The following is a 19,000-nucleotide window of genomic DNA, read 5'->3' as shown; positions in this document are numbered from 1 at the left end:
ATGCTTTCCATTAAGATTTGATTAAGAAACCGTTGAAATGTGTTTTTGTGACATAGGTCATGTGCATTGGAAGTGAAACTTTAGTAAATTTGTTTCTGTCAATTCAATTTTCCATGCGAAGAGTATTAGCAATATTACTATTGTCATTATATGTTTCTTCCTCAACCGAATGTTTCGAGTTGTTGAAGATTCCCGCTTTGGTGGAACATTTTTACGACCATAAAGAAGAAAATAAAGACATGAGTTTATGGTCTTTTTTATGCTTGCACTACGGTCACGGCGATGTAAATGATGCTGACCGAGAAGAAGACATGAAACTGCCTTATAAAAGTGTAGACTGCAACAATGGTCTGACTTACTTGACCTTGTTACCCGAAATTCATTTTGAAATCAGTCGTCCTAAATTCCAATTAAAAGACAAATCGGAAACCGACTTTTATCTAAGTCGTATTTATTCTTCCGACCAAAGTTCCATTTGGCAACCGCCTAAAATAGCTTAATTACCTAGTGTTTGTTGGTTAATCAATACCAACAGTAAAATAGTATTCATTAAGTTATTTAAAAACCATGTTAAATAAAATTATTGCTTTTTCCGTTAGGAATAAGCTCATCGTGGGTTTGTTTACCATAGCTCTATTGCTATACGGTATTTATGAAACCACCAAATTGCCTATTGATGCCGTTCCTGATATTACCAATAATCAGGTGCAAGTCATCACCATTGCACCTTCTTTCGGAGCGACCGACATAGAGCGCTTGGTTACCTTTCCGGTAGAACAAGCCAACAGCAACATTCCGGGTTTAAAAGAAATCCGTAGTTTTTCACGCTTTGGCTTATCGTTAGTCACCATTGTTTTCGACGATGAAACCGATATTTATTGGGCACGCCAGCAAGTGGCCGAGCGCCTGCAGCAAGTCCAAACCCAAATTCCCGCCGGTATCGGAACACCCGAACTTGGTCCGGTTTCTACCGGTTTGGGCGAAATATACCAATATGTAGTACGCCCCGAAAAAGGCTACGAAGACCAATACGATGAAACTGAACTCAGAACCATACAAGACTGGATTGTCCGCCGTCAACTCTTAGGGGTTAAAGGGGTTGCCGAAGTAAGCAGTTTTGGTGGAAAATTAAAACAGTTGGAAATTGCTATTGAACCGGGGAAACTCCACGCCCATGGCTTAACCATCAATGATGTTTTTACTGCCTTAGAACAAAACAATCAAAATACCGGTGGCGCTTATATTGAAAAAGGCGCTACAACCCTATTCATCCGAAGCGAAGGTTTAATTGGTAAGGTAGAAGATATTGAAAACATTGCCGTCAAAGCCACTCCAAGCGGAACACCTGTATTTTTGAAAGACATTGCCAAAATCACCACCGGACACGCTACTCGTTATGGCGCGCTTTGCTACAACGACGAAGGTGAAGTGGCCGGTGCTATTGTAATGATGCTCAAAGGCGCCAACAGTAGCGAAGTGATTAAAAATGTGAAAGAACGCATAGAATTAATCAAAAAAACATTACCGGAAGGCGTAACAATCGAACCGTTCCTCGACCGAACCAAAATGGTTAACAACGCCATCGGAACAGTAGAAAAAAACCTTTTGGAAGGCGCGTTAATAGTGATTTTTGTATTGGTTTTGTTCTTAGGTAATTTCCGTGCCGGTTTAATTGTAGCTTCGGTGATTCCGTTAGCAATGCTATTTGCGATTATCCTGATGAATACCTTTGGAGTAAGTGGCAACTTGATGAGTTTAGGCGCACTCGATTTCGGTTTGATAGTTGATGGTGCCGTAATTATTGTGGAAGCTGTAATGCACCAACTCACCCATAGTAAGAAGTTCAGCCATATCAATAGTATATCGCAGAGCAAAATGGACAAAGAAGTGGAAACTTCTGCAGGCAAAATGATGAACAGCGCGGTATTCGGCCAAATCATCATCTTGATTGTGTACTTGCCTATATTTACTTTAGAAGGTATTGAAGGTAAAATGTTCAAACCAATGGCACAAACTGTAGCCTTTGCTTTACTGGGTGCGTTCTTATTGTCACTAACTTATATTCCGATGATGAGTGCCTTGTTTTTGAGCAAAAAAATCAAGCACGAACCGAATTTTTCCGATCGCATGATGTTCAAACTGGAACGCCAATACCAACATTGGTTACAATCGGCGTTGAATTACCAAAAAGCGATTATTGGTTCTGTGATTGGCTTTTTTGTCATTGCTTTGTTCGTTCTAAGTTCTTTAGGTGGCGAATTCATTCCGGCTTTGGAGGAAGGTGATTTTGCGGTTGACACCCGAGTCCTAACCGGCAGTAACCTAAACACTACCATAGAAAGTACCCAAAAGGCAGCGCACATCTTAAAAACCCAATTCCCGGAAGTAGAAAAAGTAGTCACCAAAATCGGAAGTGGCGAAGTACCAACCGACCCAATGCCGATGGAAGCCAGTGATATGATGGTGATTTTAAAAGACAAATCGGAATGGACTTCTGCCAAAACCTTTGACGAATTGGCTGAAAAAATGAGCAAAGCCTTGCAAGATGTACCCGGAATTACCGCCGGTTTTCAATATCCGGTGCAAATGCGTTTTAACGAACTCATGACAGGTGCGCGTCAAGATGTAGTTTGCAAAATATTCGGCGAAAATCTCGATACATTGGCGGTTTATGCTGAAAAATTAGGCAAAATTGTCAATACGGTTGAAGGAGCTGAAAACCTGTTTGTTGAACCGATAACCGGCATGCCGCAAGTGATTATCGAATACAATCGTCCTGTCATTGCGCAATACCATTTGTCTGTAGCCGATATCAATCGTGTAGTGAATACCGCCTTTGCCGGACAAAGTACCGGATTGGTTTTTGAAGGCGAGAAGCGATTTGAATTGGTTGTTCGACTCGACAACGACAAACGCAAAGACTTAGAAGACGTGAAAAATTTACTGATTCCAACGCCAAACGGGACTCAAATTCCACTATCGCAGTTGGCTGATGTGTCTATTAAAAACGGTCCGAATCAAATCCAACGCGAAGATGCCAAACGCCGTATTGTTGTCGGATTCAACGTGAACGGACGCGACGTGGAAAGCATCGTCAACGAATTGAAAACCAAAGTCGACCAACAAATCAAACTCCCGGCCGGCTATTACACCACTTACGGCGGTGCTTTTGAAAACCTCAACCAAGCGAAAGATCGTTTGATGATTGCGGTTCCGATTTCTTTATTGATGATTTTCATCTTGTTGTTCTTTGCCTTCAAATCGGTGAAACATGGCTTGCTAATTTATTCCGCTATTCCGCTTTCGGCCATAGGCGGTATCTTCTTTTTGGCTTTGCGCGGTATGCCTTTCAGCATCAGTGCCGGCATTGGGTTTATTGCATTATTTGGAGTAGCGGTGCTGAACGGCATCGTTTTGGTATCTGAATTTAACCGACTCAAGGCGGAAGGGATGGACGACTTAAACCGCATCGTTCTGATGGGCACCAAAGTGCGTTTGCGTCCGGTGTTGATGACCGCTTTCGTGGCGTCATTAGGTTTTTTACCAATGGCCATCAGTAACGGTTCCGGTGCCGAAGTACAACGACCGCTGGCGACCGTAGTAATTGGTGGTTTGATGATTGCCACATTGCTAACCTTATTCGTTTTACCTATACTTTATGTCACTTTTGAAAAAGGATTTAAAATGAAACTTTCCTCTAAAACAACTTTGCTACTTTTATTGCTTTCATTGGCAGTAATTCCGGCGAACGCCCAAACTAAACTAACGTTGGACGAAGCCATAAAAACGGCTCTTAGCAATAATCAATCAGTAAAAATTGACCGCCTGAGAGCGGATTACCAACAAAAACTGATTCGTACTGCAGCCAATTTGCCGACCACCAACCTCAACTCTGAAATCGGGCAATTCAACAGCAGTTTTACCGATACTCGCTTCGGTATTGCGCAATCCTTCGATTTTCCAACCGTTTACAACCGCCAAAAAAAGGTGCTGACCTCGGAATGGAAAACAGCTTCGGCCTTAGTAACTTTGAGAGAAGCGGCATTGAAAAAAGAAGTCGCCCTTACCTTTTATGCGATAGTAACATTGACCGAAAAGGAAAAATTGTTGCAGAAAAGCGATACGTTACTAACGGAATTCTTGCGAAAAGCGACCTTGCGACTTCAAAAAGGAGAAAGTAATCTTTTGGAGAAAACTACAGCCGAAACGCAATTAGGCCAATTGAAATTGCAATTATTACAACTGCAACAAGACAAAGCGCTTTGGAACAGCAAACTGCAATTGCTTTTAAATTCGGAACAAACCGTCATTCCAACAGCCGGTTCGCCCAAAATCGAATTCAAAAGTGAAGCAACATCAGGTATAGAACAACATCCGTTATTGCAAAGTTTAGAGCAACAAAAAGCCACAGCTGCTGCACAAACTCAACTGGAAAAAGCTCGAAAATTGCCGATACTGACTTTGGGATACAACAATATGTCGATTACCGGTACCGGCGCAGATAATGTGTTGTACGACAAATCGACCCGTTTCCACTCGGCGCAAATTGGTTTAGGGATTCCGTTGTTAGGCGGTTCTCAAAGTGCTAAAGTTAAAGCAGCCAAAGTACAAGAACAAATGGCTGCCGAAGAATACCAAAGAGAGAAAAACAGCTTGGAAAGACAACTTTTGCAAACCCAATTGAGAATCAAAAGCGAAGCCGAAAAGCTGACTTATTTCGAGAAAACCGGTTTGCCGAATGCCATTTTGATTTCGGAAACAGCTAACCATCAGTTTTTGGGTGGCGATATCAATTATCTTGATTGGGTGATGTTGGTCAACCAAGCCTTAACCATCCATAACAGTTACATCGACACGATAAATTTGTACAACGAAAGTGTCATCGAATGGAATTATCTTACTTCAAAAAATTAAACATGAAAACAAACATCATATTAGCAGCTTTGGCCTTTATTAGTTTGAGCTGCAACTCAAATAAAAGCGAATCGGAAACGACTACCAACAGCGTATCCGAAAAAATAGTTACCCTTACGGACAAACAATATCAAAATGCAGGTTTAGTAATTGAATCGACTAAGGAAAGAACGGTATCCGCTACTGTCAATTTGAATGGCGTTATCGATGTCCCACCGCAAAACTTGGTTTCCGTGAGTATGCCTTTGGGCGGTTATTTAAAAAGTACTAAACTGCTTCCGGGTATGCACGTTAGCAAAAATGAAGTAATTGCCGTGATGGAAGACCAACAGTATATTCAGTTGCAACAAGAATACTTAACCACGCAATCCAAATTGTATTTTGCCGAAAAAGAATACGAGCGCCAACGCGATTTGAATCAGAACAAGGCCAGCAGCGACAAAGTGTATCAAATGGCCGATGCCGAATACAAAAACTTACGCATCACACTCAATGCCTTAGCCGAAAAACTGCGATTAATTCACATCAATCCCAAAACACTTACGGAGAAAAACATCTCTAAAAGCGTGAATATCCTCTCACCTATTGATGGCTTTGTTTCAAAGGTGAATGTAAACATCGGGAAGTATGTTAATCCGGCCGACATCTTGTTCGAACTCATCAATCCTGATGATATTCATTTGAACCTAAAAGTGTTTGAAAAAGACATTAACGGACTATTTATCGGACAAAAAGTGATGGCTTACACCAACAGTCAACCCGACAAAAAACACGAATGTGAAATCATTCTCATCAGTAAAGACATTGCTTCCGACGAACACAGCACCGAAGTTCATTGTCATTTTTCTAAATACGACAAAACGCTTTTACCGGGCATGTATATGAATGCCGTAGTTGAGTTAAAACGCCAAGCAGTTCCAACGTTACCCGAAGATGCCATAGTGACTTTTGAAGGCAAAGAATACGTTTTTATACAAGTAAACGAACGCCAATTTGAAATGACGGCAGTCAAAACCGGAAACAGCGAAAACGGTTTCACAGAAATAATCAATCCCGAAGTTTTAAAAGATAAAAAAATAGCGGTCAAAGGTGCTTACACTTTGCTGATGCAGTTAAAAAACAAATCCGAAGAGTAATTTCTTCTTCACCATTAAAAAAAGCACTTCAATCGAGGTGCTTTTTTTATCTTTACCAAAAACAAAGGCATGTCTAAACTTCCGCATATCGGCACCAGTATTTTTACCGTAATGTCGCAAATGGCCACCGAACACAAAGCCATCAACTTGTCGCAAGGCTTCCCGAATTTTCCGGTGGACGAACGATTGACCGTTATACTGGCCAAACACGCCACAGCCAATGTACATCAATATACGCCTATGAGTGGTTTGCCTTCGTTGTTGGACAAAATTGCTGTTTTAACGCAACAATCTTATGGTAGAACGATTGCACCTAAAGAAGAAATCCTGATTACTGCCGGTGCTACCGAAGGCATTTTTGCGACCATACAAGCTTTGGTCAAAGCGCAAGAAGAAGTTGTAATTTTAGATCCGAGCTACGATTGCTACGAAGCACCAATTTTGTTGAGTAATGCCAAACCCGTACGCGTAGCCCTGAACATCGATTTTACGCCGAATTGGGAAACTATAACCGCAGCGGTAAACGAAAAAACCCGGCTGATTATTATAAACAATCCGCACAATCCTACAGGAAAAATGTGGACTGCATCTGATTTTGAACAGCTGGAAAAACTTGTAGATGCCTACCCTAACCTTTTGGTTTTATCCGATGAAGTATACGAGTACATCACTTTCGAACAGCCACATATTTCAGTCCATCACCGTCCCAAATTGTGGGAACGCAGCATTTCCATTTCTTCTTTCGGAAAATCGTTTCACATTACCGGCTGGAAAATTGGTTATGTGATTGCGCCGGAGGTTTTAATGCGTGAGATCAAAAAAGTCCACCAATTTTTGGTATTCAGCGTGAGCAGTATTGCCCAACACGCCTTAAATGAGTATATAGATGTAGTCGACGTAAAAACTTTAGGCCAATTCTACCAACAAAAAAGAGATTTCTTCCAAGGTTTGATGCAAGACACCAAACTCAAACTCTTGCCCTGCGAAGGCACTTATTTTCAAGTGGCCTCTTATGCGGCAATTAGTGAGGAAAACGACATCGATTTTACCAAAAGATTGGTGACCGAATTGGGCGTGGCTACCATACCGATTTCCATTTTTTATGCCAATGGAGATGACCATCAATGCATTCGCTTCTGCTTTGCCAAAGATGAGCAAACTTTGACAAGAGCGGCCGAAAGACTTCGCCAATTATAATTAAAACAATATATTTACTCAAAATAAAAAAGATATGGATTTTTCAGCAAAAATGCTACGCGATAACGCCTTAGCAGACAAAGTAATCGTAGTAACCGGTGGCGGAAGCGGCTTGGGTAAAGCCATGACCCAATACTTTTTGGAATTGGGCGCCAAAGTAGCTATTACCTCTCGCGATTTAGAGAAACTAAAAACCACAGCAGCCGAATTGGAAACCCAAACCGGCGGACAATGTTTACCGTTGCAGTGCGATGTGCGCCATTATGATCAAGTCGAAACCATGTTGGCTGAAGTTTTAAAAACTTTTGGTAAAGTCGATGTGCTTTTGAACAACGCTGCCGGAAACTTCATTTCGCCTACCGAAAGATTATCAGCTAACGCTTTTGATACCATTATCGATATCGTGTTGAAAGGTTCCAAAAACTGTACGTTGGCCTTTGGAAAACATTGGATTAACACCAAACAAACCAATTGCAATGTATTGAATATAGTTACCACTTATGCTTGGACCGGTTCGGGTTATGTAGTGCCGAGTGCTACAGCTAAAGCCGGTGTTTTAGCCATGACCCGCAGTTTAGCTGTAGAATGGGCCAAATATGGTATCCGCATGAACGCCATTGCGCCGGGACCATTTCCAACTAAAGGCGCTTGGGACAGACTCTTACCGGGCGACTTAGCAGAAAAATTCGATATGGCTAAAAAAGTGCCGTTACGTCGTGTGGGTGACCATCAGGAATTGGCCAATTTAGCCGCCTATTTGGTTTCTGATTTTTCAGCCTATATTAATGGAGAAGTGGTTACTATTGATGGTGGCGAATGGCTACAAGGCGCCGGACAATTCAACCTTTTGGAAAAAATACCTCAAGAAATGTGGGATATGTTAGAAGCAATGATTAAAAATAAAGGAAATAAGTAGAAGTGGACAGTCGTAGTCCACGTATTTTTAACTGAAAACTGAGACTGAGACTGAAAACTAAGGGCTTAAAACTTTACCTAAATGTTAACAAATAAGCCTTGACAAAGCCATAATTAATCGTATTTTTACGGCTTAAAATTGATCGTAAATAAATGGGTAAAATCATTGCAATTGCCAACCAAAAAGGTGGTGTAGGTAAAACAACAACCTCTGTAAATCTTGCCGCATCATTGGGTGTTTTAGAGAAAAAGGTGCTTTTAATTGATGCTGATCCGCAAGCCAATGCCAGTTCGGGATTGGGAATTGATGTGGAAAGTGTTGAAATCGGAACGTATCAAATTTTAGAACACAGCAATACGCCCGAGGAAGCTACCATTACTTGTTCTGCTCCGAATGTTTCCGTAATTCCGGCTCACATCGACTTAGTAGCGATTGAAATTGAATTGGTAGACAAAGAAAACCGTGAATACATGTTAAAACAGGCTTTGGATAGCATCAAAGACCAATACGATTACATTTTGATTGACTGTGCTCCATCCTTGGGATTACTAACGCTTAATGCCTTAACGGCCGCCGACAGTGTAGTGATTCCGATACAATGTGAATACTTTGCTTTGGAAGGATTGGGTAAATTATTGAATACCATCAAGAGTGTGCAAAAAATACACAACCCGAATTTAGATATTGAAGGCCTTTTGCTTACCATGTATGACTCGCGTTTGCGTTTGTCCAATCAGGTAGTGGAAGAAGTACAAAAACATTTCAATGATATGGTGTTTAAAACCATTATCCAACGTAATGTTAAATTGAGTGAGGCACCGAGTTTTGGGGAAAGCATTATTAATTTTGATGCTACCAGCAGAGGTGCTACAAACTATTTGAGTTTGGCTCAGGAAATCATCAAGAAAAACAGCAACTAAGCCATGGCAAAAGCAATAAAAAAACAAGCCTTAGGAAGAGGTTTATCGGCTTTACTGAAAGATCCGGAAAACGACATCAAATCGGTAAACGATAAAAACGCCGACAAAGTGGTCGGAAATATTATAGAATTGGATATCGAGGCCATCGAAATCAATCCGTTTCAACCCAGAACCAATTTCAACGAAGAACAGCTTCAGGAATTGGCTTCATCTATCAAAGAATTAGGTTTAATTCAACCGATTACAGTTCGCAAATTAGACTTTAACAAATACCAATTGATTTCGGGTGAGCGCCGTTTACGTGCTTGTAAAATCGTTGGTCTAACAACGGTTCCGGCTTACATTCGCATTGCTAACGACAACGAATCGTTGGTCATGGCTTTGGTCGAAAACATCCAACGCCACGATTTAGACCCGATTGAGATTGCACTTTCTTACCAACGTTTGATTGACGAAATTCAATTGACTCAAGAACAAATGAGTGAGCGCGTGGGCAAAAAACGTTCTACTATTGCCAACTATTTGCGTTTGTTAAAATTAGATCCGATTATCCAAACCGGTATTCGTGACGGCTTTATCAGCATGGGGCACGGTCGCGCGATCATTAACATTGAAGACCAAGACATCCAAACCGATATTTACCACAAAATCATCAGCCAGAATCTTTCCGTACGTGAAACCGAAGCTTTGGTAAAAAACTATCAGGACAGTCGCAAACCTGCTCCTGCCAAAGCCAAAAAAGGAGAAAGTTTTGCGGTGGCGGATGACCAGAAAAAAGCGTTTGTGAATTTCTTCGGCACCAAAATCGATGTAAAAGTGACCGCTAACGGTAAAGGAAAAATTACTATTCCATTCCATTCCGAAGAAGATTTCAATCGCATTATCAAACTAATTAAAGGATAGTGAATCGCTTTTTTAACATACTTATCCTTTGTTTCCTTTTGGGAAAACCCACACTTCATGCCCAGCAAATTGCGGAAGGTTTGGTTATAAAAGATACAACTAAAATAAAGGAAATCGACCCGTTAACGCCTTCCAAAGCTGCCTTTTACTCGGCTGTACTGCCGGGATTAGGACAAGCTTACAATAAAAAGTATTGGAAAATCCCAATAGTTTATGGCGCTATAGGAACCAGTATGTATTTCTATTTAGACAATAATAAAAAATACCACAGTTACCGAGACGCTTATAAAAGAAGATTGGCCGGTTTTAACGATGACCAATACCAGTATTTGGACGACAGTCGTTTGATTCAGGCACAACGATTTTACCAAAGAAATCGCGACTTATCGCTTTTGGTTACTTTAGGTTTTTATGTTTTAAACATCGTAGATGCCAATGTAGATGCGCATTTGATTCAGTTTAACGTAAACGAAAAACTTTCGGTAGCACCCGATGTTTACCAAAATGATTTTACCGCCAAACCCAATCTCGGTCTAACCCTAAATTATCGATTCTGATGAAAATTGCATTACTCGGCTACGGAAAAATGGGAAAAGTAATTGAAAAAATTGCTTTGGAAAGAGGTCATGAAATAGTTTTAAGAAAAGGCCAATACGATACTTTTGATGGTTTAGACCAAGCAGATGTTGCCATTGATTTTAGTGTGCCGACTGCTGCCGTTACCAATATTTCTGCTTGTTTGAACGAAAATATCCCGGTAGTATCAGGAACTACAGGTTGGTTGGAACAGTACGATGCTATGGTTAGTTTGTGCGAAGCCAAAAACGGAACGTTTCTTTACGGTTCCAATTTCAGTTTGGGTGTGAATTTATTTTTCGAACTGAACGAGTACTTGGCCAAAATGATGGCGCGTTTTACCGACGTTTACCAAGTCTCGATGGAGGAAATTCACCATACCCAAAAATTAGATTCTCCCAGTGGCACTGCTATTTCCTTAGCCAAAGGCATTATGCAGCATTCGGCGTATGAAGCATGGACTGAAGGTCAAGCCCAAAAGAATCAAATTCATATTGATGCCAAACGCATCGAAAATGTCCCCGGAACCCACAGTGTTTTTTACAAATCCGAGGTGGATTTTATTGAAATCAAACACGTAGCGCATAATCGTGAAGGCTTTGCCTTAGGATCGGTTTTGGCAGCCGAATGGATTCAGGGCAAAAAAGGCGTTTTCTCTATGAAAGACGTATTAGATTTAAAATAGAAACTCATTTATTGTAACAAATACCGGTGATTATAAACATATAACTGCAGAAATTTAAAAACTAAGCCTTATGTCAGCAACTCAATGGTTAATTTTCGTTTTAATTGTACAAGTCATCCACGGCTTGGGAACTTGGAAACTATACGAAAAAGCAGGTAGAAAAAGATGGGAAGCTTTTGTCCCCGTGTATAACGCCATTGTTTTGATGAAAATTATCGGGAGACCGACTTGGTGGACCGTATTGCTTTTCATTCCTATTATTAACTTGCTGATGTTTCCAATCATTTGGGTAGAAACCTTGAGAAGTTTTGGACGCAATTCTACAGCTGATACTTGGCTGGGAGCCTTGACATTTGGTTTTTATCTATTCTACATCAACTATACTCAAGAAGTTACACATATTTCTGATCGCGATTTAACACCCAGAACCAAAACCGGAGATACCATCAGTTCGTTATTGTTTGCAGTAATTGTAGCTACTTTGGTGCATACCTACGTAATGCAACCTTATGTAATTCCATCTTCATCTTTGGAAAAATCATTGCTGACCGGAGATTTCTTATTTGTGAGTAAATTTCATTACGGCGCCAGAACACCAATGACATCAGTGGCTGCGCCTATGGTTCATGATACTATACCTTTTATCAAAACCAAGTCTTATCTTTACAACGACCACGATGCCAACTCTTGGGAAAACAAGTTGCAATTACCTTACTTCCGTTTTCCGGGTTTCGAAAAAATTAAAAATGCCGATATTGTTGTTTTCAACTGGCCTCGTGATACCTTATTCCACATGTATTTGCCTGCTGATCGCAGATACAACAAACCTATCGACAAAAAAACCAACTACGTAAAGCGTTGTGTGGCCATTCCGGGTGACAATTTAGAGATTAAAAAAGGCGTAGTTTACATCAATGGAAAAGAATTGATTTTACCGGAGAGAGCTAAACCACAATTTGGTTTCAATATCAAAATGAAGGAACCGATTACGCAAGAATTTGTAGACCAATACGGCGTAACCGAACTCAATACCTTAATCCAAATAGAAACCAAGTTATGGGACAATAATTTGGTACAACAATATTTGAACAAAGAAGGATATAATTTTGCTGTGATTGAAAAAGACAGTACCAATACTTTTATTTTAGGAGCCGTTGACAAAGACTTGGTTGACAAGTTAAAGTTAACTTCCTCTAACTTGATGTTTCAAGCCAATCTAACCCAAGCGAAAGCTGATGAATTGAAAAAAGACAGTCGTGTAGCCAGTGTAACACGCTACTTAAAAACCGGTGCCGAAGACGGTATTTTCCCGGATTACAAAGATGGGCATCCTTCTGCTACTCGCAACTGGAACAGCGACAACATGGGACCAATCTACATGCCGGAAGCCGGTAAAACTGTCACTTTAAACTTAGAGAACTTATCCCTATACAAAATCATCATCACTGAATACGAAGGCAATACGTTGAAAGTAGTTGGCAATGACATCTACATTAATGATGTTAAAACCAACAGCTACACCTTCAAACAAAACTATTATTGGATGATGGGAGACAACCGAAACAATTCGTTAGACGCGCGTTATTTCGGCTTCACACCGGAAGACCACATTGTAGGGAAACCGGTATTCATTTGGATGAGTTGGGACAGCAGTGCTTCGGGTTTGAATAAAATTCGTTGGGACCGATTGTTCACTACAGTAAGTGGCGATGGTCAACCGCAATCTTACTTTAAATACTTCTTGGGATTGTTAGTATTGTACTTTGTTGGCGAATATTTTTGGAAAAAGAAAAAAGCCAATTAATAGGGTTGGTCAATGAATAATATTTTAATACATCCCGGTTATTTTCCTTCCGTTAGTCATTTTGTGGCAATTGCCCAAAGTAATTTGGTAACGTTTGAAATGGATGACAACTTCCAAAAGCAAACCAACCGTAACCGAATGTACATTTACAGTCCGAACGGCATACAGTTGCTCAATATTCCGATAAAGCATTCCAAAGAAGCACATCAAAAAACCAAAGATGTCAAATTGGAAACTGCTTTTGATTGGCAAAAACAACATTTCAAATCTTTAGAAGCGGCTTATCGTACTTCGCCTTTCTTTGAGTATTTTGAAGATGACATTGCTCCTATTTTTCAAAAGAAACATACTTTTTTAATGGATTTGAATTTGGAAACCATGTCAATTGTTTCTAAATGTTTGGGCTTAGCATTCGATTACAACGAAACGACCGAATATTTCCATGAAGTTACCGATAAAACCGATTTAAGAGCCTTGATTAATGGTAAAAAAGACACTTCAGTATTCGAGCCTTATACTCAAGTATTCGGTGAAAAATACGGGTATTTGAATAATTTGAGCATACTCGACTTGTTATTCAACGAAGGTCGTTATGCCTTAGACTATCTTAAAAAACAAACGCTGTAATTTAATTGGCAAAGGCCAAACGCGTCATAATCGGGAAGTGATCTGAATTTTCGAAACGCGAAAAACTCTTAAAGCTTTTCACCTTCATACGCTTATCGGCAAAGATATAATCTATACGTGCCGGATAATACTTAAAGCGATAGGTTTGTCCAAAACCAATGCCGGCTTCTTCAAAACAATCGCTCAAATCGCCCTTAATATTGCGGTAGATGTACGAAAAGGCGCTGTTGTTCATATCGCCGCAAATAATCACGGGATATGGACACTCTTTTTTATGATTGACTAACATCTCAGCCTGCTTCTCTTGCTTTTTAAAGGCTTCTCGAATCCTCACAAACAATTGTTGGGATTTACTTTTGTCAATGGCATCAACATGCGATTCAATTTCATTCACATCCGGAGAAATTTTTATCGATTGTAAGTGAATGTTGTACACGCGAATTGTATCTTTTCCTTTTTTGATATCGGCATAAACTACATTATTCCCTAAATCGGGGATTTTGAAATCACCTTGATTGAAAATTGGGTATTTGGAAAAGATGGCTTGACCGGTTTTGATTTGCTTGCCTTCCATAAAAATAGCTTTGTATTTATAGGCTCTCAAATTGACTTTGGCACTTTCAGAATATTCTTGAAGACAAAGAATATCAGGGTTTTCTTCGTTGACAAAAGATAAAATGGTATCGCCTACATGTTCGTTGGGCAACCATTCAAATAAATTAAACAAGCGTACGTTGTAGCTCATCACGGTGAAATCTTTTTCTTCTTCAGGTATCTCTCTGGAAGAAAATTTATAAAACTTATTGATGAAAGTAATCCCCAATAACAACACCAATCCGGATAAAATGACTTGTCGTTTGAGCTGTAGTAACCAATACAAAAAAAACAAAGCGTTTAAGATGAGGAATAGCGGTAAAATGAGCGTCAGTACCGATAACAACGGAAATAACTTAGGCGCTAAGAATGGCAAAACATAAGCTACGAATGTCAATACAGTCAACACTATATTGAATCCGAATACTATTTTGTTAAACCACGATAGCTTTTTCAAAAAATCTAATTTAATAATTCCGTATCCCAAAATGGAAATACGCTAAACAAATATGCAAAATTATACCGCTATTTTCCTGCTCTAAAGAGAAATTCTTTCTCTTCAGCCGTCAAACTGTCGTAACCCGATTGGCCGATTTTGTCCAAAATCTCATCAATTTGTTGTTGGGTTTTATCTTTGGTAACAATTTTACTGGTTGGTTTAGCAACAGGTTTCTTCGGATTGACGTGTACTTTTTTGAAAGGTGTGGCTTTTTTTGAAGCAAATAAATTCGCAAAAAAATCAATCACTGAGGTAACAATGCGACTCAAATCGGTACCACTTAACAACAACTTGATGTAAAGGAACCCAAAAAGTGCTCCGCTTAAATGGGCTATATGACCTCCCATATTGCCCAATTGAATTTGAAGTAAATCTAGCAATAACAAAACGCCCGTGATGTGCCATAATTTTACGTTACCAATGAGCAGCAATCGGATTTCCATTAAAGGTTGGTAGGTTGTAGCGGCTACCAGAATACCCATTACAGCCGCGGAAGCACCCACCATAGAAGAGGAAAACCCCAATATATAGAAGCTTAACACATAAAACAAACCTGCAAAAACAGCACTTAACAAATACAAACCTAAATATTGTTTTTGGGTAAAAAAAGTCAGGAACAAACGACTCGAAAAATGCAAAACCATCATGTTGAAAAACAAATGCATGAATCCTTGATGAAAAAACGCATAAGTCAACAGTGACCAAGGCTTGTACAAGGCAACCATGGGTTCTGAAGAAACCGCCAACCAAGTCGGATAGTCGAAAATACCGGTTGTAAATTGGTAGAATAACGGAATCGACAAGATAAATAAGCCTACATTCCAATAAATCAATTTATTGGCAATGCCGCCGATTCTGTATTGCAGTTTTATATCGTCAATTATACTGCTCATAATTTAGTCCCAACGCTTATTGTTAAACGAATTTTTCTTCCAATACCACATCATAATAAATCCGGTTAAAGCACCGCCTAAATGCGCAAAGTGAGCAATTCCGGTGCCGCCGCTACCGAAAATAGAATTGCCTTTGAACCCTAACACTAAGTCTACTACCAACAAGCCCGGTACAAAGTATTTGGCTTTAATAGGTACGGGGATAAACATCATCATTAGTTCGGCATTCGGGAACATGAAAGCGAAGGCAGTTAAAAGTCCGTAAATAGCACCGGAGGCACCTAGAGAAGGTGTTTGGAATTCTTGTATTGCCAATGTTAGGGTATTGAACTGATCCTGAGTACAATTGGCGTTCTCCAATATCGTTCTTACTTGACCGGCTAACATTTTGCCACTCGAGTCAAAAACAGTACTATAATCAGCATTTAAAATTATCTTTATTTCAGCCTCAGATAAATTTAAAGTTGACAATTGATCCAATACCGAATGGATTTGATAATAACTTACTCCAAGATGTAATAAAGCCGCTCCTAATCCACACGAAATGTAGAAAAACAAAAATTTTCTCGCACCCCAAAAGTGTTCCAAAGCACTACCAAAAGAAATTAAACCAATCATATTGAAAATGATGTGCATAATTCCCACTGAATTTTTTCCGGTATAAACATCAGCATGCATGAACATACTCGTTAACGGTTGCCAAGCTCTGAAATGGATATTTTCAGGATAATACAGTGAAAACAATTGGTAAGCTACATCGCCCACATAATTGGAGCCGATGTAAAAAATAACATTGATTATCAGTAACTGCTTAACAGTCTCGGTCATTCGCATCATACGCTGAATTTTTTGTCTAAATCTTCCACACTCATGGTAATGAAAGTTGGTTTTTGAAACGGTGACACATCAGGCTCTTTGCAAGCAAATAGGTTGTGCACCAAATTTTCCTGTTCTTTTTCGGTTAAATACGTTCCGGTTTTAATGGCCAAACTACGCGCCATCGACTTGGCGATTGTATCATTTTGCGAAAAACTACTGTCCGGTATGCCGTCTTGCAAATCACGCAATAACTCTTCCAAAACAATAGAAATCTCACTTTCGGTCACATTGACAGGCAAACCGGAAATCAGGACATGGTCGGCTGCCATCGCTTCAAATACAAATCCGGTGTTTTCTAAAGCCGATTGTAATTCGGCCAACAAATCCATTTCGGGAGCCGAAAAATACAACTGGAGCGGAAACAACAATTGCTGACTCGAAGCTTGATGCACCGTCATACTGGTTAGTAATTCCTCGTATAAAACCCGCTCATGTGCTCTGTTTTGGTTGATGATAACCATTCCTGATTTAATTGGACTGACAATGTATTTTTTGTGAATTTGGTAAGTTCTTTTTACTTCCTGTTCGACTTCATTTTCCTCAAACAAAGAAGAAGTAACAGCATCTTTCTCAAAAGTCATTTCCGCCAATTCTTGTCCGGCTTGTTTCAACCCAACATATAAACTTTCCCAATTAGGCTGGGCTTCAGGCTTTTTATAAGATGGTGTTGAAAACGACTTACTCGGCTTGTCTTCTGCAAACGGATTGTAACTGCGGTCCACCTGAATGGTTGGATATTCCGCTTCTTTATTTTGGTATTGATAAGGCGTATCCAAATTCGGATCTCGGTCGAAATCCAATACAGGCGCCACATTAAATTGTCCTAAACTGTGCTTGATGGCCGAACGCAAAATAGCGTACAAAGCATGCTCGTCATCAAACTTGATTTCGGTTTTAGTAGGATGAATATTGATATCAATAGTATGCGGCGGAACAGTTAAATACAGAAAATAACTCGGCTGCGAACCGTCCTTCAGCAAACCTTCATAAGCGGCCATAACGGCGTGATGCAAATAGCCGCTTTTGATGAAACGATCGTTAACAAAGAAGAATTGCTCACCTCGGTTTTTCTTAGCAAATTCGGGTTTTCCTACAAATCCTTGTAAGCTTACGATATCGGTTTCCTCTTTTACAGGCACCAATTTTTCATTGGTTTTACCCGAAAAAATATTGACAATGCGTTGTCTGAAATTTGAAATCGGCAAATTGAACATCTCACTACCGTTATGATACATCGTAAAATGTATGCTCGGATGCGCCATCGCTACGCGTTGAAACTCATCTACTATATGACGCTGCTCTACGGTTTCCGACTTCAAAAAATTGCGTCGGGCCGGAATATTAAAAAACAAGTTCTTTACCGCAAACGAAGTCCCTTTGGGCAATACCGCCGGTTCCTGCGACATGAATTTTCCGCCTTCAATAACAATGTGTGTTCCTAATTCTTCCTGATCTTGCTTGGTTTTCATTTCCACATGGGCAATGGCCGCAATGGAAGCCAAAGCCTCACCACGAAAACCTTTGGTATGTAATGAAAATAAATCTTCGGCTTGGCGGATTTTGGAAGTGGCGTGACGTTCAAAACACAAACGCGAATCGGTGACACTCATCCCAACGCCATTATCAATCACTTGAATTAGTGATTTTCCGGCATCTTTGATGATGAGTTTGATATCGGTAGCTTTGGCATCTACAGCGTTTTCCAACAACTCTTTGACCACCGAAGCCGGTCTTTGTACTACTTCACCGGCCGCAATCTGATTGGCTACATGATCCGGAAGCAATTGAATGATACTCGACATTATTTTGTTTCAGTGTTTTGAATTAAAGACTCGGGCAACCACCCAAACCAAGCAAATTTAAGGAAAAAGTACGGGGATTTATAGTTAATCATTCCCTAAAAATAAAAAACCTATTCAGAAAAGAATAGGCTTATTTTTCACATCCGAAAAGGGAAACTATTACATCGTTTTTTTACGCAAATCGGCCATTTTTATAGCAGCAATGGCGGCTTCTGTCCCTTTATTACCATGTTTACCACCGCTTCTGTCGATAGATTGTTGTTCGGTATTATCCGTTAGCAAACAAAAAATCACCGGCACATCGGTTTGTACGTTTAAATCTTTGATGCCTTGAGTAACGCCTTCGCACACAAATTCAAAGTGCATAGTTTCGCCTTTGATCACACAACCTATCGTGATTACAACGTCTACTTCTTGCGTAACTATCATGCGTTGCGCTCCGTAAATAAGTTCAAAACTTCCGGGTACATTCCATCGCACTATGTTTTCCGGTAAAGCACCACAATCCAATAAAGCGGCTTCGGCTCCTTGATACAAGCCGTTGGTAATGTGTTCGTTCCATTCCGACACTACTATTCCAAACTTAAAGTCTTTAGCATTAGGTAATTTTGATTTATCGTAATTGGAAAGATTTTTATTTGCTGTAGCCATAATT

Annotated in this window: 16 protein-coding genes; 11 read left to right on the top strand and 5 right to left on the bottom strand. The window is 39.9% G+C overall.

Annotated elements, in window-relative coordinates; translation table 11 throughout:
* Positions 1 to 113 precede the first annotated feature (113 nt).
* The 11 genes from ACJG85_RS07260 to ACJG85_RS07210 all read left to right on the top strand — a co-directional run bounded on the left by ACJG85_RS07260 (position 114) and on the right by ACJG85_RS07210 (position 13,678).
* Positions 114 to 500, top strand: a complete 387-nt coding sequence (locus ACJG85_RS07260; RefSeq protein ID WP_412476022.1) for a hypothetical protein — start codon at positions 114 to 116, stop codon at positions 498 to 500.
* 67 nt (positions 501 to 567) lie between these two features.
* Positions 568 to 4,914, top strand: coding sequence for a CusA/CzcA family heavy metal efflux RND transporter (locus ACJG85_RS07255; protein ID WP_412476021.1), 4,347 nt, complete (start codon positions 568 to 570; stop codon positions 4,912 to 4,914).
* 2 nt (positions 4,915 to 4,916) lie between these two features.
* Positions 4,917 to 6,050, top strand: coding sequence for an efflux RND transporter periplasmic adaptor subunit (locus ACJG85_RS07250; protein ID WP_412476020.1), 1,134 nt, complete (start codon positions 4,917 to 4,919; stop codon positions 6,048 to 6,050).
* A gap of 69 nt (positions 6,051 to 6,119) precedes the next feature.
* Entirely contained in the window at positions 6,120 to 7,247 is a 1,128-nt protein-coding gene (locus tag ACJG85_RS07245; RefSeq protein WP_412476019.1) for a methionine aminotransferase, read from the top strand.
* Between the two features lie 34 nt (positions 7,248 to 7,281).
* Complete coding sequence (locus ACJG85_RS07240) at positions 7,282 to 8,163, top strand: SDR family oxidoreductase (protein WP_409677479.1); 882 nt, start codon at positions 7,282 to 7,284, stop codon at positions 8,161 to 8,163.
* 152 nt (positions 8,164 to 8,315) lie between these two features.
* Complete coding sequence (locus ACJG85_RS07235) at positions 8,316 to 9,083, top strand: ParA family protein (RefSeq protein WP_409677481.1); 768 nt, start codon at positions 8,316 to 8,318, stop codon at positions 9,081 to 9,083.
* 3 nt (positions 9,084 to 9,086) lie between these two features.
* Complete coding sequence (locus ACJG85_RS07230) at positions 9,087 to 9,986, top strand: ParB/RepB/Spo0J family partition protein (protein ID WP_412476018.1); 900 nt, start codon at positions 9,087 to 9,089, stop codon at positions 9,984 to 9,986.
* A complete protein-coding gene (locus tag ACJG85_RS07225) occupies positions 9,986 to 10,543 on the top strand; it encodes a DUF5683 domain-containing protein (RefSeq protein WP_412476017.1) in 558 nt (185 codons plus the stop codon). The genes ACJG85_RS07230 and ACJG85_RS07225 overlap by 1 nt, the downstream gene beginning before the upstream one ends.
* Complete coding sequence (gene dapB / locus ACJG85_RS07220) at positions 10,543 to 11,247, top strand: 4-hydroxy-tetrahydrodipicolinate reductase (RefSeq protein ID WP_412476016.1); 705 nt, start codon at positions 10,543 to 10,545, stop codon at positions 11,245 to 11,247. Before ACJG85_RS07225 ends, dapB begins: the two co-directional genes overlap by 1 nt.
* A gap of 70 nt (positions 11,248 to 11,317) precedes the next feature.
* Positions 11,318 to 13,051 carry a signal peptidase I gene (lepB, locus tag ACJG85_RS07215; protein ID WP_412476015.1) on the top strand — a complete coding sequence of 578 codons (1,734 nt, stop codon included), beginning with the start codon at positions 11,318 to 11,320 and terminating at the stop codon, positions 13,049 to 13,051.
* Positions 13,052 to 13,063: 12 nt separating this feature from the next.
* Positions 13,064 to 13,678: a WbqC family protein gene (locus ACJG85_RS07210; RefSeq protein ID WP_412463694.1), complete on the top strand. Its 615-nt coding sequence runs from the start codon at positions 13,064 to 13,066 to the stop codon at positions 13,676 to 13,678.
* A 1-nt stretch (position 13,679) separates the two neighbouring features.
* On the opposite strand, the gene ACJG85_RS07205 is transcribed toward ACJG85_RS07210, so the two are convergent.
* From ACJG85_RS07205 to ribH, 5 genes are all read right to left on the bottom strand, one after another.
* Positions 13,680 to 14,729: an endonuclease/exonuclease/phosphatase family protein gene (locus tag ACJG85_RS07205; protein ID WP_412463693.1), complete on the bottom strand. Its 1,050-nt coding sequence runs from the start codon at positions 14,727 to 14,729 to the stop codon at positions 13,680 to 13,682.
* 68 nt (positions 14,730 to 14,797) lie between these two features.
* Complete coding sequence (locus ACJG85_RS07200; protein WP_412476014.1) at positions 14,798 to 15,664, bottom strand: rhomboid family intramembrane serine protease; 867 nt, start codon at positions 15,662 to 15,664, stop codon at positions 14,798 to 14,800.
* A 3-nt stretch (positions 15,665 to 15,667) separates the two neighbouring features.
* On the bottom strand, positions 15,668 to 16,501 hold the full coding sequence (locus ACJG85_RS07195; protein WP_409677498.1) for a rhomboid family intramembrane serine protease: 834 nt from the start codon (positions 16,499 to 16,501) through the stop codon (positions 15,668 to 15,670).
* Positions 16,498 to 18,345, bottom strand: coding sequence for a DNA mismatch repair endonuclease MutL (gene mutL, locus ACJG85_RS07190; protein WP_412476013.1), 1,848 nt, complete (start codon positions 18,343 to 18,345; stop codon positions 16,498 to 16,500). Before mutL ends, ACJG85_RS07195 begins: the two co-directional genes overlap by 4 nt.
* Before the next feature lie 159 nt (positions 18,346 to 18,504).
* The gene (ribH, locus tag ACJG85_RS07185) at positions 18,505 to 18,996 is read right to left on the bottom strand and encodes a 6,7-dimethyl-8-ribityllumazine synthase (RefSeq protein ID WP_412476012.1); all 492 of its coding nucleotides are present in this window, start codon (positions 18,994 to 18,996) and stop codon (positions 18,505 to 18,507) included.
* Positions 18,997 to 19,000: the final 4 nt, after the last annotated feature.

The organism is Flavobacterium mekongense, from assembly GCF_047038255.1.
GTDB classification, from domain to species: domain Bacteria; phylum Bacteroidota; class Bacteroidia; order Flavobacteriales; family Flavobacteriaceae; genus Flavobacterium; species Flavobacterium mekongense.
Note: the sequence above shows the minus strand (reverse complement) of the source record. Positions and strands in the feature narration are given on the sequence as shown.

Coding starts and splice junctions, on each gene's coding strand:
- ACJG85_RS07230 (WP_412476018.1), top strand. CDS start 9,087: ATGGCAAAAGCAATAAAAAAACAAGCCTTAGGAAGAGGTTTATCGGCT.
- ACJG85_RS07195 (WP_409677498.1), bottom strand. CDS start 16,501: ATGATGCGAATGACCGAGACTGTTAAGCAGTTACTGATAATCAATGTT.
- ribH (WP_412476012.1), bottom strand. CDS start 18,996: ATGGCTACAGCAAATAAAAATCTTTCCAATTACGATAAATCAAAATTA.
- ACJG85_RS07240 (WP_409677479.1), top strand. CDS start 7,282: ATGGATTTTTCAGCAAAAATGCTACGCGATAACGCCTTAGCAGACAAA.
- ACJG85_RS07200 (WP_412476014.1), bottom strand. CDS start 15,664: ATGAGCAGTATAATTGACGATATAAAACTGCAATACAGAATCGGCGGC.
- ACJG85_RS07245 (WP_412476019.1), top strand. CDS start 6,120: ATGTCTAAACTTCCGCATATCGGCACCAGTATTTTTACCGTAATGTCG.
- ACJG85_RS07255 (WP_412476021.1), top strand. CDS start 568: ATGTTAAATAAAATTATTGCTTTTTCCGTTAGGAATAAGCTCATCGTG.
- dapB (WP_412476016.1), top strand. CDS start 10,543: ATGAAAATTGCATTACTCGGCTACGGAAAAATGGGAAAAGTAATTGAA.
- ACJG85_RS07250 (WP_412476020.1), top strand. CDS start 4,917: ATGAAAACAAACATCATATTAGCAGCTTTGGCCTTTATTAGTTTGAGC.
- ACJG85_RS07235 (WP_409677481.1), top strand. CDS start 8,316: ATGGGTAAAATCATTGCAATTGCCAACCAAAAAGGTGGTGTAGGTAAA.
- mutL (WP_412476013.1), bottom strand. CDS start 18,345: ATGTCGAGTATCATTCAATTGCTTCCGGATCATGTAGCCAATCAGATT.
- ACJG85_RS07260 (WP_412476022.1), top strand. CDS start 114: ATGCGAAGAGTATTAGCAATATTACTATTGTCATTATATGTTTCTTCC.
- lepB (WP_412476015.1), top strand. CDS start 11,318: ATGTCAGCAACTCAATGGTTAATTTTCGTTTTAATTGTACAAGTCATC.
- ACJG85_RS07210 (WP_412463694.1), top strand. CDS start 13,064: ATGAATAATATTTTAATACATCCCGGTTATTTTCCTTCCGTTAGTCAT.